Annotated in this window: 12 protein-coding genes and 1 pseudogene; 7 read left to right on the forward strand and 6 right to left on the reverse strand. The window is 40.7% G+C overall.

Annotation, left to right across the window (positions count from 1 at the left end):
* Positions 1 to 2 precede the first annotated feature (2 nt).
* Genes BCU68_RS06755 through BCU68_RS06765 form a run of 3 tightly spaced genes read right to left on the reverse strand, consistent with a single transcriptional unit; the run spans position 3 to position 4,130 of the window.
* On the reverse strand, positions 3 to 899 hold the full coding sequence (locus BCU68_RS06755) for a hypothetical protein (RefSeq protein ID WP_102564024.1): 897 nt from the start codon (positions 897 to 899) through the stop codon (positions 3 to 5).
* 49 nt (positions 900 to 948) lie between these two features.
* A complete protein-coding gene (locus BCU68_RS06760; protein ID WP_102564025.1) occupies positions 949 to 3,198 on the reverse strand; it encodes a dynamin family protein in 2,250 nt (749 codons plus the stop codon).
* 29 nt (positions 3,199 to 3,227) lie between these two features.
* Positions 3,228 to 4,130 carry a dynamin family protein gene (locus BCU68_RS06765; protein ID WP_102564026.1) on the reverse strand — a complete coding sequence of 301 codons (903 nt, stop codon included), beginning with the start codon at positions 4,128 to 4,130 and terminating at the stop codon, positions 3,228 to 3,230.
* Positions 4,131 to 4,586: 456 nt separating this feature from the next.
* Here BCU68_RS06765 and BCU68_RS06770 point away from each other — a divergent pair, with 456 nt between their 5' ends.
* Positions 4,587 to 5,081 carry a DUF3307 domain-containing protein gene (locus tag BCU68_RS06770; protein WP_157935175.1) on the forward strand — a complete coding sequence of 165 codons (495 nt, stop codon included), beginning with the start codon at positions 4,587 to 4,589 and terminating at the stop codon, positions 5,079 to 5,081.
* Between the two features lie 288 nt (positions 5,082 to 5,369).
* On the opposite strand, the gene BCU68_RS06780 is transcribed toward BCU68_RS06770, so the two are convergent.
* On the reverse strand, positions 5,370 to 6,467 hold the full coding sequence (locus BCU68_RS06780; RefSeq protein WP_102564029.1) for a Fic family protein: 1,098 nt from the start codon (positions 6,465 to 6,467) through the stop codon (positions 5,370 to 5,372).
* 136 nt (positions 6,468 to 6,603) lie between these two features.
* On the opposite strand from BCU68_RS06780, the gene BCU68_RS06785 reads away from it, so the two are divergent.
* The 6 genes from BCU68_RS06785 to BCU68_RS06810 all read left to right on the forward strand — a co-directional run bounded on the left by BCU68_RS06785 (position 6,604) and on the right by BCU68_RS06810 (position 12,324).
* On the forward strand, positions 6,604 to 7,017 hold the full coding sequence (locus BCU68_RS06785; RefSeq protein WP_102564030.1) for a recombinase family protein: 414 nt from the start codon (positions 6,604 to 6,606) through the stop codon (positions 7,015 to 7,017).
* Positions 7,018 to 7,278: 261 nt separating this feature from the next.
* Positions 7,279 to 8,295, forward strand: a complete 1,017-nt coding sequence (locus BCU68_RS06790; RefSeq protein ID WP_102564031.1) for an ABC transporter ATP-binding protein — start codon at positions 7,279 to 7,281, stop codon at positions 8,293 to 8,295.
* A 4-nt stretch (positions 8,296 to 8,299) separates the two neighbouring features.
* On the forward strand, positions 8,300 to 9,262 hold the full coding sequence (locus BCU68_RS06795; protein WP_102564032.1) for an extracellular solute-binding protein: 963 nt from the start codon (positions 8,300 to 8,302) through the stop codon (positions 9,260 to 9,262).
* 150 nt (positions 9,263 to 9,412) lie between these two features.
* Entirely contained in the window at positions 9,413 to 11,002 is a 1,590-nt protein-coding gene (locus BCU68_RS06800; RefSeq protein WP_198591699.1) for an iron ABC transporter permease, read from the forward strand.
* A 297-nt stretch (positions 11,003 to 11,299) separates the two neighbouring features.
* Positions 11,300 to 11,755 carry a helix-turn-helix domain-containing protein gene (locus BCU68_RS06805; protein WP_241901298.1) on the forward strand — a complete coding sequence of 152 codons (456 nt, stop codon included), beginning with the start codon at positions 11,300 to 11,302 and terminating at the stop codon, positions 11,753 to 11,755.
* Complete coding sequence (locus tag BCU68_RS06810) at positions 11,755 to 12,324, forward strand: PIN domain-containing protein (RefSeq protein WP_102564034.1); 570 nt, start codon at positions 11,755 to 11,757, stop codon at positions 12,322 to 12,324. The genes BCU68_RS06805 and BCU68_RS06810 overlap by 1 nt, the downstream gene beginning before the upstream one ends.
* 631 nt (positions 12,325 to 12,955) lie before the next feature.
* Here the strand turns inward: BCU68_RS06810 and BCU68_RS06815 are convergent.
* Positions 12,956 to 13,654 (reverse strand): hypothetical protein, encoded by a 699-nt coding sequence (locus BCU68_RS06815; RefSeq protein ID WP_102564035.1) that lies wholly within the window; start codon positions 13,652 to 13,654, stop codon positions 12,956 to 12,958.
* Positions 13,655 to 13,999: 345 nt separating this feature from the next.
* A pseudogene (locus tag BCU68_RS06820) lies at positions 14,000 to 14,384 on the reverse strand (transposase); the annotation flags it as partial.
* Between the last annotated feature and the right edge of the window lie 16 nt (positions 14,385 to 14,400).

Here is a 14,400-nt window from a genome sequence, read left to right on the forward strand (position 1 = left end):
TCTTATACTAAAGCCAGAATAATAATAGCAATTGCTGCTATCGCTCCACCAAGGACTGCAAGAGCTTTTAAATTATCATTCTCTGTATGTTTCGTTTTTTTTGTACGTGAGGCTGCCTTTGGATGTTGTTGCGCTGGCTGAGGTTTGACGCGATTAACGTCAACTTTTGGTATAGAAAACACTGATTCTCGTACATCTAACATATGCTGAATACGTTCATGTGAAAAATTCGATGATGCATAGACTTCTTGAAAGGCATAATATTTAGCATCCCATGACGCCTTATTATTACTCATTTCTTTTGCGTAACAATTCTGCTCATAGGATACAAAAAGGTTCGGCTTAGACTTTATAGTATAAGCAATCGTCTGCTTTATATTCTGAGTCGATAAACGATGATCGTTCATTTCCATGAACAATGCCATGCGTATCTGAGTAACATCACCACTGCTAAGGCTTTTTTGAAATGAAGGCGTTGGTTTAAATCCGGATATATTAACTTGAGAGAATGGGTTGTTCATATTCATTTCTTCCTGTTGACAATCGTTGTCATATTGCACACTTGAACTCGAAAAGCCTAATACTCCGAATTCAATTAAATGACTCTTTACTTTTATAAGGTGCTCTACTCGTTCCTGAGAAAAATTTTGTTCCAAAAAACGACAATGTTTATCAAAATACCCTGGTAATACCCATTCTTCTTGGATGTTGATAATCTCTTCTACACTATCATTTACTTTATAGCATTCGAAAATATCGGGCGTTTTTTTAAACACTTCTTGTATTGTATTCATAATAAGTTCTGGTGCATATTCATTTGATTTAATAGTTGCAATCACGTTTTTTTTTAATTCAGAACTTTTAGAAGCAGAAATAGAACTTTCATAAACTTCGTGCATAAAATCACCTCAAGTGCCCACCAATTTTAGTCGGCATTTAATTAATAAATTATAAAGCTAAGATATGCTCTAAATCTTCCTTTAACTTACCAATTTGTTCTAAGTCATGCTTCGCTTGTTCAATCGCTTTTTCTCGTTGCTCTTTATCTGCAACATTTTTGCTAAGATCATCTAGCAACGAAGTAAACTTACTCTCAAATTCAGTTTCAATAAAATACAAATAACTTGATAAAAGCTTATCTTTATCTTCTTTTATTCTCCCAACAGCAACTTCACGAAGTTTCATGAATTCAGATCTGATAACTGTTACACGCTCTTTCCACAACTCCTGGAGGTCTACAAATTCTTCGTCATCATAGATTTTGACCTCCTTTGTACGCCCCCATGAAAATGGGTTATACCATTTTGAATCCTTTACCGTTTTTGACCCTACAACAACTTTTCGCGTACCAATATCGTCGTTTTGAAGACCAATATTTAGTGAAATTGTGCTAATCGAATCTCTTAGACTTTTAAATATTGGCAGTTCTAAACCTCGGCTCTCTGGAAATAATGACGATATGTGCTCCATATACTCATCATGTAACTCTTTTTTAATTATTTCTTGAGAGTTTTGGAATGCTTGCTCATATTCATTCACGACTTTTTTGAAAGAAAACTCCACATCACGAATAGCCATTTTTAACCGATTTTCGGCACTTTGAGGGGTAACATCACCAACAAAATCACTGCCTATTTCAGTAATTCTCATTGAAATTAACTGCTCCATCTCGGTAAGCTTATCTTGCACAGCAGCCGGAAGATCTCGACCCGTTCGGAGGATGTTCTCCTTGTATGCTTCTGTGCTAAATCCTTGTTCGCGACGTTCTTTAAGTTGTTCAATCTCAATCGCTAAACTCTCCAGCTCTTTTTGACCTAAATCTAATTGAGATTTCAACTCTTCTTCTTTTAGTCCCTGCTCAATGGTTTTGCTCAAAGCTAAATGCGCACGGTTGAGACGAGTTGGGAAGCTGTATTTATTAATATATTCATCAATCACAGCTTCTACTGCAGGCACACCACTATTCCTTAGTGTTCTGTTACTGTTTGACTTTCTTTCCATAAGGTCTTTAGCAGAAGAGCTAAGCGTCATATATTGAGGAAACTCCATACTAGGCTCCTCTAGCAGCAATTCCTCTATATTTCGTTTATCTCCTCGCTCAGTACGGGTCAGTTCACCATGCTTACGAAGCAAGTAAGCTATTCGAGCAGAAACAGGGTATAAATTGGGGTCTTCAATACCATTTGCATTTAAGTATTTTTTAACATTACCAAGAGCACGCTCTATACTTTCACCCTTTTCAGGATCAAACATATCCATTTTATTGATTACAAATAGGAAACGATCTTTACTCTGCTTACCACCTTTTTTCATAATTTCAGAAACAAGGCGTAGCAAATTTTGATCATCGTTTGTTGCTAGTTGCGTCGCATTTAAAACATAGATAATTAAAGGGTTGCGCTGAGAGTCTTGAACAAAACCCATTGTTGTACGCTCGTGCTCCTCGTCTTGACTGTTATTCGGTCCTGGAGTGTCGGTTAAAACTAAACGTACATTATCATTAGGCTCTACTGCTCGGATATTACCTAACAACTCAATTTTTTTGGTTTCTGGATCGCTATTCCAAGCTGTTAACGTGTCTAAATCGACTTTTGGACTATCTATTGACACTTTGCCATCACGTTCTCCTATAAAGACATCACCAAGGGTTTTATCATCAAACACTTGAGCAATCGTTGCCGTGGTTGCTTCATTTGCTGCTGGTAAAAGATCCCGACCTAATAAAGCATTGATAAACGTTGACTTGCCAGATGACATCGTTGCAACCACATAAACATCAAAGTTATTGTCTAATGCTTCCTCAAAGTTCTTTTTAACCTCTTCCCCACCATTTTGAAGGTACTCAGCAAATTTAGGACTCTTCTCAACACGCACCATCATTTCTTTGATTTTGCTTAAGCGGCTTTGTGCAGATTCAACTTCATTCCATTGCAGCTCAATTTTCATTCCTGATAAGCTAGCTTGCTCAGCGGCTTCACTAATGTCATTAAAGTCTGTCTCTAGACCAGTAAACTCCACAGCAAAACTTGCATCACCATTAAATTGCTCTTTTAAATCAAAAAATATGTTTTCGACCCAAAGCTGTAATCGTTTATTAGCATAACTAACTAAGCTAGAACTCTGTGACGGTTCCATATCATTGATACGAAACAGTGTTGTTATCTCAAACGGGTTATGTTCGATATATATATGATTCATAAATAGTTCTTCTTTTTACTAGTAGTTATTTAATTATTAATCAGAGATTTGAGCACTTGTAGGCCACAATGATCTGTAAAACTTATAAGCTCGGTTTTGGTTAGCTGCTTAACCTGTTTCTTTTCAAATTTTTTCATTCTTCGCTGCCAATTTCGCTTTTCGTTTGTCGGCAACAAAGCCGCTCGACTTAACCTTTGTGGTTTCTCACGGAAAAACTCAAGTTGACCGACTAACAAGTTACGCTCTGTGCGGCTGAGTACACCTTGAGCGAGCTTCTTTTCACCTGCTAATGCTGGCAATGCCATTAATGGAATGACTACTGGGCTAGAGAAACCCTGACTTGTGAGATAACCCCGAGCCTTTTCAACATAATATTTAACACTTTCACCGAGCTCTTCGTCTAATAGGTCAACTTTATTTAGTACAAAAACAACATCTTGAGCTGGGTGGTGACTACGGATAGATTTCAATATTTCCGCGTCATCATTGGTCCCTAATTGTGTTACATTCAGAATATAGAGAATTTTACTATGCGGGTTAGCTTTTAAAGCGTTTATAAACGTTTTCCCATGAGCACCATTGATACTATTATTCGCTCCTGGCGTATCAAGAATAGTGATACCATTTAATTTTGTTTTTGAATGCCGAGCCGTCAAAGCATAATTAACATCAATTTCTGCAATCAGCTCATTCTTGTTCCATTCTCTAAGCTGCTGACCACATATCCCTTTATCCTTGTCGAATAAACTACCATCTCGTTTGTATGCTGATACACTCGATTTAGAAAATTTCCCCATGCGTATACGAGTAATTTTCGCTGTAGTCGCTTCATTGGCCGCATGTAATATTTCTTTTCCAACTAAAGCGTTAATTATTGATGATTTACCAGCACTCATGGCCGCTGCAACCAATACAACTTTTTTGGTATACACTAACGTTTCCTCTCAAACACAAAGCACAAATTCGGAGTCATTTTTCGCCCATCTTAGTTAGAAACGACACTCACAGCATCGCTATCAATATAAGACTCTTTCAAAGACACCTCTATTCTGATGAGAAAATAGCATCTAACACCGTATTACTATGCATGCGCATTGGTTCTTTTAACGAACCAACTCTCCACCAGCAACAACCTGATGATAAAGACAAACTAAATACGCATGCTCACCTTATAAACAACACACTACCAACTTAAAGCACCTAGATAAACGCTTCATATCCATCAATAAATATTCCGTGTAGTGTGTCTGATTTATTAGTTATTTAACTGTTACTTTACACATTAAACAGCACCGATTTGAAAGCCAATCGAGACAGGTACGTGTTACCAGCATGAGAAGATATACTTTGACCCTATATATACATTCAGCTATACACGCTTTAGTGTCGTGCATTCCGATTTTATTTATCACAACAAATTGCGCTCCATTGGATGCACTCTATTCATTGTTGCCGTTTCTCACTGCCTAATCGACCTCGCAAAGACATACTTAGATGAAAAACTACGTTATTTTATTCTCGATCAAGTACTACACATAATTGTCTTAGTTGCGGTTGCTTTACATGTATCTCAATTAGAACTGACCCTGTCAGCATTGGCGGATGTTATTATTACCAAAAATAACCTAGTCATTGCCCTTGCTTATATTGTAATGTTCAAACCTACTTCAATTGTGATCGGTTCTGTTTTATCCAAATACACGCCAGAAGTAAACGATGAAAATAAGGGTTTGATTTCAGGAGGAGCTATCATTGAATATTTAGAGCGAACGTTAATATTAACCTTTACCATAACTGGACAATTTTCGGTCGTAGGATTTATATTGGCTGCTAAATCTATATTCAGATTTGGAGAGCTAAATAATCCAAAAATCATAAACTAACAGAGTATGTTCTATTAGGATCATTGCTTTCTGTAGCAATTACATCAATTACTGGATTATTAAAGCGCACATCAATTATGGTTACTTTCTTCGAGAATGGCTTTTGTTGCTGGTCCCATTTGAAAAATTTGATGCCTAATATGATTTCCGGCTGATAGGAATCAATATAACTGCCTGATTCATTCCAAGCATAGCCACAGTCGCCAGTCTCAAATTGAAAAGTATGTGCTAATCGGTCGAAAGAAGGAATGGGGCAAGTTGAGAAGACTGACCGCTCATGCAATAAGCCTATCTCTTTAATAAGTAACGAGTACTTCTACCTGCTCCTGATTTCTCTAAACACCCTTGCTCCACAAGCCCCCTAAGATGGCGGGTGGCTGTCGGTTTACTGACTTTTGCGACCTTGTGATATTGAGACGTTGTTACTCCTTCGATAAAGTCACCATCTAACAATCTATTTAGCACTTTTACTTGTTCATTGGTCAGCAGTGTTTGATCTACGTTACGCCAGAAATTTGTTTTGAAAACAGTTTGGTCAATTTCTTTTAATGCCTCATCAAACGTTTCATTTAGCGTCTCAAAGAACCAAACTAACCAGTGAGTTATGTCTACCCCACCTTTCTGAGTTCTCTCAAGTATTTCATAGTAGCTTTTTCGCTTCGCCAATATACTCACAGACATTGCGTAGAAGCGGACAGATTGCTCCTCTGCTTGTGCCAGCGCTAAATCGGTCAATAAACGTGTTATACGTCCATTACCATCATCCAGCGGGTGTATCGTCACAAACCACAGATGTGTTATCGCGGCGCGAACTAATGGGTCAAGCGAGGTGTCTCCTTTTGAACTGTTAAACCACTCAATAAATTGCTCTAATTCTTGATCTAAAACGTCGCGTCCTGGTGCTTCAAAATGGATCACGGGGTTATCTAAGCGACCAGAGACAACTTGCATCGGCATATCCCCCCTCAGTTGACTACCAACGACAGGATTGAACATCGTATAACCTTCTGGAAATAACCGTTCATGCCAAACTAAGATACGCTCAAGGGTTAGTTTTATATCTATATTAACCACGGCATCTAGCATTATTTCTGCGAGGCCGTCTGTTTGCTCAGTCGTTGGGAACGGTCGCTCTTCAGTAAGGCCTAGTTTGCTCGCAAGTGACGAGCGCACTGAGAATGCATTCAATTTTTCACCTTCAATTGCGCTTGAATGAACTATATTGGCCAGTAGAGTATCGAGCATGCATTCTTTGTCATCTTGTGAATGGCTAAGCATTTTCACCAATAAGATGCCTTGATTTAATCGAGTTCGCCTAACCAATGGCTCAACAGTCGCTTTGTCCCAATTGAAGTTAGGCCAATCGTTGTTTTTCCAGATCCACATAGGAGCTCCTTAATTCGGAATACTGCCATAATCTAATCACATTATGATTTGATTAGATGTATTAATCAGATCATCTTATATGCATTTTCCAGATTTTTATTAAAATGTGACTCTAGAATCTATTTGAACAATTACCATGAATAAAGTTGGATATGCTCGAGTATCAACACAAGACCAATCGCTTTCAATTCAGGTGAAGGCCTTGAAGGATGCCGGATGTCATAAAATATTTACCGACAAAGCCTCTGGGTCTGACACTAAGCATTCTGGATTTATAGACCTAATCAACTACCTCAGAGCAGGTGATACTTTGATTGTCACTCGAATTGACCGTATAGCTAGATCCGTTTTAGACCTTCAACAGTTAGTCGCAAATCTGAAGAATAAAGAAATTACTCTTTCTGCTATTGAACAGCCTATATCGACAGATTCAGCATCAGGAAAAGCATTCCTCGATATGCTTGCCGTTTTTGCTGAATTTGAACTCAATATTCGCAAAGAACGACAAAATGGAGGGGATCGCTGCCGCCTCGAGAAATACAGCATATAAAGCACTGAAAAATAGAGATTTTTTAACACTATTTAAATAGATAACTTTTGGAATCGGAAAGTCGCTTAGTGAAGTGTCAAGTTTGACTGGAGAAGATCAGCTATCCCTTCCCCACTACGACTAGATAAAGTAATACTTTCATGTCAACTAAATGATCCTTTTATTACAATAAACAGTTACATTGAAAATTTAATACAAAATCAATAAAATTTTAACAAAACTAAGCCATGATAGTTAAATTACTTAATTTTGGTTACTTCTATGAGCCTGACAATTCGACAGGTCAACAAAAAGTTTGGGGACGCAACGGCCCTTTCTGATGTTGATTTAACACTCAAACAAGGTGAACTGGCGGCTCTCGTTGGTCCTTCTGGTTGTGGTAAAACCACTCTTCTAAGAAGTATCGCAGGCCTTGAACAACCATGCTCAGGAACGATTACCATCAATGATCAGATCGTTTTTAAAAACGACACGCCAGATATCAGCCCATCAGGAAAAGGCAAAAACAGATCACTGTCATTGCCAACTCAGCAACGTAATCTTGGCATGGTTTTTCAAGATTTCGCGCTCTGGCCTCACCTAACCGTATTCGAGAATGTGGCATTTGGCCTTCGAGCTCGAAAGCAGACAAAAGGTTTAACCCAGCGAGTATCGAATGCGTTGGATCAAGTACAGCTTAGTCAGTTTGCCCAGCGTTTTCCAAATCAGTTATCTGGTGGTCAGCAACAACGCGTATCTATCGCGCGTGCCATTGTTATGCAGCCTCAGCTGATTCTATTAGACGAGCCTCTCTCTGCGCTCGACGCTGTATTAAAAGATCAAATTCAACAGCTATTGGTCAGCCTGCTTAAAGAGCATCATCTGACAGCAGTGTATGTCACCCATGACCAATCAGAAGCCATGTCGATGGCAGATAAAGTCATGATATTGAATCAAGGTAGGGTTGAGCAGTTTGACCTACCTGAGACGATTTATCACGCTCCAGCAACGGAATTTGTAGCGAAATTTATTGGAAAAAACAATCGTCTACCGAACAGTGATGGTCGAACCTTTATTAGAATGGAAGCACTTAAGTTTCAGCAAGCCGCTAACGATAGAGATATCCGTTTTGAAGCCTCTATCAAACATATTCGCTTTCAAGGGCAGCATTATCTCGTTGAAGCCGATGTCGATGGAGAGCTGTGGTATTTCTGCGCTCCGCAACGCTTAGAAGCTGGTCAAAGCATTTCGCTTTACTGCGCCCCTGAACATATAAATCAAATTCAGTTACAAGGATAGCAACATGAAAAATTTCACTCTTCTCGCCATCTCGCTTGGGCTAATCTCTGCGCCATTGGCAGCGGCGGATCTTACTGTTTATACAGCAGGCCCAAAAGGCTTAGCTAATAAGCTGATTAAAGATTACGAAGCCGTTTCTGGTAATAAAGTGGTGACCTACCAAGCGACGACGGGCCGTATTCTTGGACGTCTAAAAGCGGAAGAAGCTCGCCCAGTTGCCGACGCAGTGATTTTGGCATCTTGGCCTGCTGCTATGGGGCTACAGAGTGAAGGACTTCTGCACTCTTTCACTCCAGAAAATGCCAATAAGCTACACGAAGGGTGGAGCAGTCAAGATCAGCTGTTTGCATACTCTGGGAGCGCGCTTGGTATCACTTACAACACTCGATTAGTTAAAGAGGCACCTACCTCTTTAAAAGCCTACACAGAGAATGACTGGAAAGGTCAAGTGGTAATCCCTGATCCGTCGGAGTCTGGTTCTGCACTTGATTTTGTCTCTGGCTTTATTGCAAATGATTCAAAAGCCGCATGGGATCTCTTCTCTGCTTGGCATGAGAACGAAGTCGATGTGAACGGTGCAAACCGCCCTGCTCTCAATCAGGTGGTAAATGGCTCTAAGTCTGTTGTTATTGCGGGCGTGGATTACATGGGCTATGACGAAAAGAAAAAAGGTAACCCAATCGAGGTTATCTACCCAGAAGAAGGCACTGTGATTGCACCAAGACCTGCAATGGTTCTTGAATCGAGCAAAAATAAAGAGACCGCAGAAGACTTTGTCGCTTATCTACTCAGTGACCGCGCGCAAAACATCGTTGCCGATGCACTATTGCTGCCAGGCCGAAGCGACGTGTCTGCTCACCCATCTCGCCCTAACTACGCTGACATCAAACAACTTGATTATGATTGGAACTGGATGTTCGAAAACCAAGCAACTGTGACAACAAAATTTGGCGACATGTTCCGCTAGACCATACCGAGTATGGAGGGGATAACCTCTCCATATTTTACTTAATCTATCCACTACAGACTCTTTATGACCACTCTCCTAACGTCTATATCGAATGCCAAGTACCTCACACTTGCTCTTATTAGCCTCTGCATTCTTACCTTGATGCCTATGAGTACCATACTCGCTAATAGCGTTTACCAAGATGGCGAATGGTATTTTACCTTTCTCTTAAAGCAACTAGTTGATGGCTATACCATGGGCGTGCTGTGGAATTCGATTCAGCTCGCTTTTCTGGTGACGATTGTTGCGACTCTTCTTGCCGCACCTCTCGCATGGATAACAGCCAAAACAACGTTAGGTCGCCACAAATGGCTCGATATAGTTATTCTCATTCCTTTCATGACGCCCCCTTTTATCGACTCTATGGGATGGATGACGTTTATGAGACCAAGGGGCTATTTGGAGCAACTCTTCCCAAGTTTATCTGGACTTCAATCAGGCTTTTTTTCACTATCTGGCATGGTGCTCATCATGAGTCTGTCACTGTTTCCATTCATGTACTTGGTGATTAAAAATAGTCTATTACGCGTAAGTGCCAGCATAGAAGAAGCCGCCATCATCTACGGCACTTCATCACGCAGAATGCTTTTGAAGATCACCGCACCACTGGTGCTTTCGGGCTATCTAATGGGAGCGCTGCTGGTCTTTGTCAAAACCATTTCTGAATTCGGCACACCAGCCACGCTCGGGAAGCAGATCGGCTACTACGTTCTCACTACAGAGATCCACCGTTTTACCTCGACATGGCCAATAGACTTCGCCAAGGCATCGGTCTTATCGTTGGTGTTATTAACCACCAGCATGCTGATGTGGATGGGGCAACTCTACATCTCGAATCGCTATCAATATCAGCTGATTTCAGGCAAAGGTAATCAGTCTCGAATCATTACCCTTAGCGGCGGGCAGAAATTGCTGTGTTGGGCAACTATAACAGCCATATTAGGGCTTTCGATTGGCGTACCATATTTTTCCATAACGGCAACTGCATTGATTGATTTGGCAGGTTTGGGTTTAAGTTGGGACAACTTAACGTTTAAACATTTTCTTCAGGTTTTTGATTCCGATGGCTACGCGTTTGAAGCCCTGCTAAACAGTATTCAGCTGAGCCTGATTTCAGCCACAATCTGTGCAGCACTTGGTATCTGGTATGGGCTATTGATCGTTAAAGGCCAATCGAAGCTAACTAGAGTAATCGATTTTGCGAGCCTTCTTTCTAACACGATCCCAGGCATTGTGGTGGTTTTTGGTTTAATTTTGTTTTGGAACTCACCTAATAACCCTGCCCCACTTTACAACACCAAAGGTATGTTGATCATCACCTACGTTGTGCTGTTTTTGCCTTATACCGTACAATATGTTAAATCATCTTCCGAGCAATTAAGCCACAGCTTAGAAGACGCTGCCAAGGTATGCGGCGCTTCCACCTTCTATCACTTTGCCAAGGTAACATTGCCATTAATTTTTCCCGGAGTGATTGCTGGATGGACGATGAGCTTCATTATCGGGCAACGTGAATTAGTCGGTTCGTTAATGGTGAAACCACCCGGTGTTGAAACCACCGCTACCTTCATTTTCAGCGAGTTTGATCAAGGTAATACAAGCTTAGCAATGGCAATGGCGCTGGTTGTTGTCACCGTCACGGTATCGATTTTGGCGTTACTGAAAATAATAGAGTCAAAGCGTTCGCGCCAAAGTTAGAAAGCGCATAATGCGACCTGACATTTAACAAAATAGCAAAAAAAACGAGGTAGATCCTAATATAAAAGTCTAACCTCGTCATCAAATCATCACTCTTATTTCGGTGTTAAAGGATAGTTAAGCATGCGTTGATATGCCTTAAGCTAGGCCGCCTACGAGTACTAAGTCTATCGGTAATGTGACACTCTCACGTTTTCGAATATTTCGAATGTTGACTTTTTTTGAATATTTCGGATAATGTCATGGTATGCATAATTTGTATACCATGATATCAGAAACTAAAAATTAGAGAGAAACATGATGAATACTGCTACAAAATTGCCAAGCGCTGAAGAAATGGCACTGGCTAAGCTTGGTAGCCAAGAGTTGTCAGCCGTTATAGAAATTAATGGTGAAGCTCAAAGGATTAATGTTGTCGATAAGTCTGGTAAGACTCACGAAGTAACTATTCCAGCAAGCGCATTAAATATGATGATCGAGGTGCTTACTCAATTAGGTCAAGGCAACTCTGTTAGCATTACACCTATTCATGCGGAACTTACAACACAAGAAGGTGCTGATATGCTAAACATGTCTCGTCCTACTTTCATTAAACTTCTTGATTCAGGTGATATTCCGTTTAGTCGTACTGGCAACCGTCGAAAGGTAGCTTATGCTGATCTTATGGAGTACAAAAACCACCTAGAAGAGAACAGACTAGCTGCTCTTGCTGAACTATCTGCATTAGACCAACAAATGGATATGGGATATTAATGGCGTCATATACGGTAATTCTAGACGCATGTGTAATGTACCCAGCTCCACTCCGAAGCTACCTAATGTACTTGGCCAACACTGGCCTATTTAGAGCGCGATGGACAGAACAAATACATGATGAGTGGACTCGAAACCTACTGAAAAATAGGCCAGAGCTAAATGCAGAACAACTGCAAAGAACTCGACAGTTAATGAATGCGAGTGTTCCAGACTGCTTGATTGAAGGGTATGAGCCTTTAATTGATGGCCTTACTTTACCTGATGTTGATGATAGACATGTTGTAGCTGCCGCGATTAAAGGTCAGGCTGAGTCTATCATTACGTTCAACCTAAAAGACTTTCCTTCTAACGAACTCGAGCCTTTAGGTCTATCAGCAATACATCCAGACGAGTTCCTGTGCGATATGTTTGAATTGGACCGTAGCGCATGCGTTAAGGCTGCTCAGCAACAAAGAGCTTCATTAAAAAAACCACCAATGAGCCAAGACGAGTTCTTAGCTTGCTTACAAAAGCAGAGACTCCCAAGCTTCGTATCACACTTAAGAAGCTTCAAGTTGATGCTTTAGGTTTGAGTTAGTAGATTTTAAACTAGGCCGCTTAATTGCGGCTTTAGTCCCGCATTCTAACCATCCACGAGCTTTCCACCCTAAAGGAAATTTAAAATGCCAAAACGAAAACAACTGAGTGCCGAAGCATCACTTAAGCTAGGTTGCTTTGCTCAAGCCAAAATCACTGAACGTTTTGCTCAGTAACAAATTAATTCTGTGCCCGCGGCTAATATGAAATTGACGCTCAGTGAGTATTTTGCAAGGCTCGCCAGGTGCCTATCTTGCAGAGCTCATGGGAGCATTGTCATGAGACGTATGCTTAGCGCTTCTGACATTTATTTGTATCGTGAGAATGTCGATTTTAGAACGTTCATAATGGCCTTATCCTCTACGACTATAGGTCAAATGCATAAAGGAGCTGGAAAAAGCAGAGCCACAATATCGATACACTCCTACCTTGGAACTTGAAACATGCCATCAGAAAGAAATTGTGTCATACGTACCTGTTCATATGAGGTATACTCTATACAACCATCAGCGCACAATTAGGTAATAAGAACAAAAAAAGCGACACAGAAGCAAGCTCGTGTACGCCATTGGTGAATTCTATGGTTTATAATCTATGCGTTTAACTAGATGGTTAAGCAAATTAATCTTGCGTTTGGAGTGTAGTCATTTCTGGCCTCTCGTTTTCTAAAGCTTCGGTACGCTTACCCTCGATGATCTCAAGGCCACGCTCTTTCGCCCTTAAATAAATCGCTTTTGATACAGCATCACCTTTTTTCACACAACCGCCTAAGAATGAGGCAACCCAAATGTTAGCAAAAGCAATAGGGAAGAAAAACAATACCCAGAGCAAAACCATAGTGCCCGAATCTGTGGTAGGTTGTACAACATAACTAACCGCGAGCAGGGACAACACAGGACTCAATATCAAAGCACAGAAGTCCACGAACCCACCCCAAGCTTTTCGAATCTTGCCGTATCCAAGTGCAATATCTCCACCAACTAAACGGAGGCTTCGTCCGCGTGTATGCTTCTGGTTATGGATGGTAATATACTGACCGTAATAGCAATCATCTCGCTTACAATAGACAAAATGAATGGTGAAAAGGTCATTTTTCTTAAATGAGTGCTCGCCAGCGAGCGTAAAGTAACTGCGCTCTCCACTGTCGGACAAAATTTCGAGTTCAGTAGTACAACTTGTCCTTTGACTCGATGACCGATCATTACGAGTAGTTGTTATCGTCATCGAATCTATTTTAATAGACTCTAAGCGCCCTGTGATAGAGGCGACTTTAATATCACGCCCCCTGTAAGAGCATGGGTAAGGTACTAGTTCGGACATACGACTCTCCTATGGCAAATTGCCTCTAACATATAACCCAAAACAGATTACTTAAATATGGACTACTGTATAATAAAAAAGAGTATGCGAACACAAAGAAAAACATTTACTTACAAAGTATAAAGAAGCGAAATACATAAAAAAGTCGACAGTTAAACCATCGGTTAATACTCAACTTAAAGTGATGAACGATAAACCACGCCCCCCTTCCCTACTAATTTTCCGTTCACCGAAAACCTTTCGATCCCTTACTCACCTCCCCATATTGATCCGACACACCTAGCATTATTTGGGCTTTGTTGCGTAATTCAGTTTAGAGACAAAGCCGCCCGTTTTGCATGTTCTTTAGTCAATACGACAAGTTTCAGGCATACCTAGCCTAGTGAGCTTATTCAACGCTTTTATCATCGCGTAAGTTTCACCCACTTGTGCATTGTAATTTCTTAAGCTCAACCGCCCTCCTAGCAACTGTTTAACTCGATACATCGCTGTTTCTGATAATGAACGTTTATGGTATCCATACCGCTTTTTCCAATACTTATTCGAGCCGTATAACTTCTGACAACCCACGGCGAGATTGCGAGGGTGACCACGCTCCCAGAAGGCTGCCCCCTCTCTTGGGAGAATAAGCGCAATAGCTCCCTTTCTTAATAGCAGCGTGACACGCTCTCGTGTCGTAAGCCCCATCACCAGATACCTCAAAGATACTGCGGCGTGTTTGTTTCGTAAGCGCTTAATTCTCGACA

The organism is Vibrio sp. 10N.286.49.B3, assembly GCF_002873395.1.
In the GTDB taxonomy this organism is placed as follows: domain Bacteria; phylum Pseudomonadota; class Gammaproteobacteria; order Enterobacterales; family Vibrionaceae; genus Vibrio.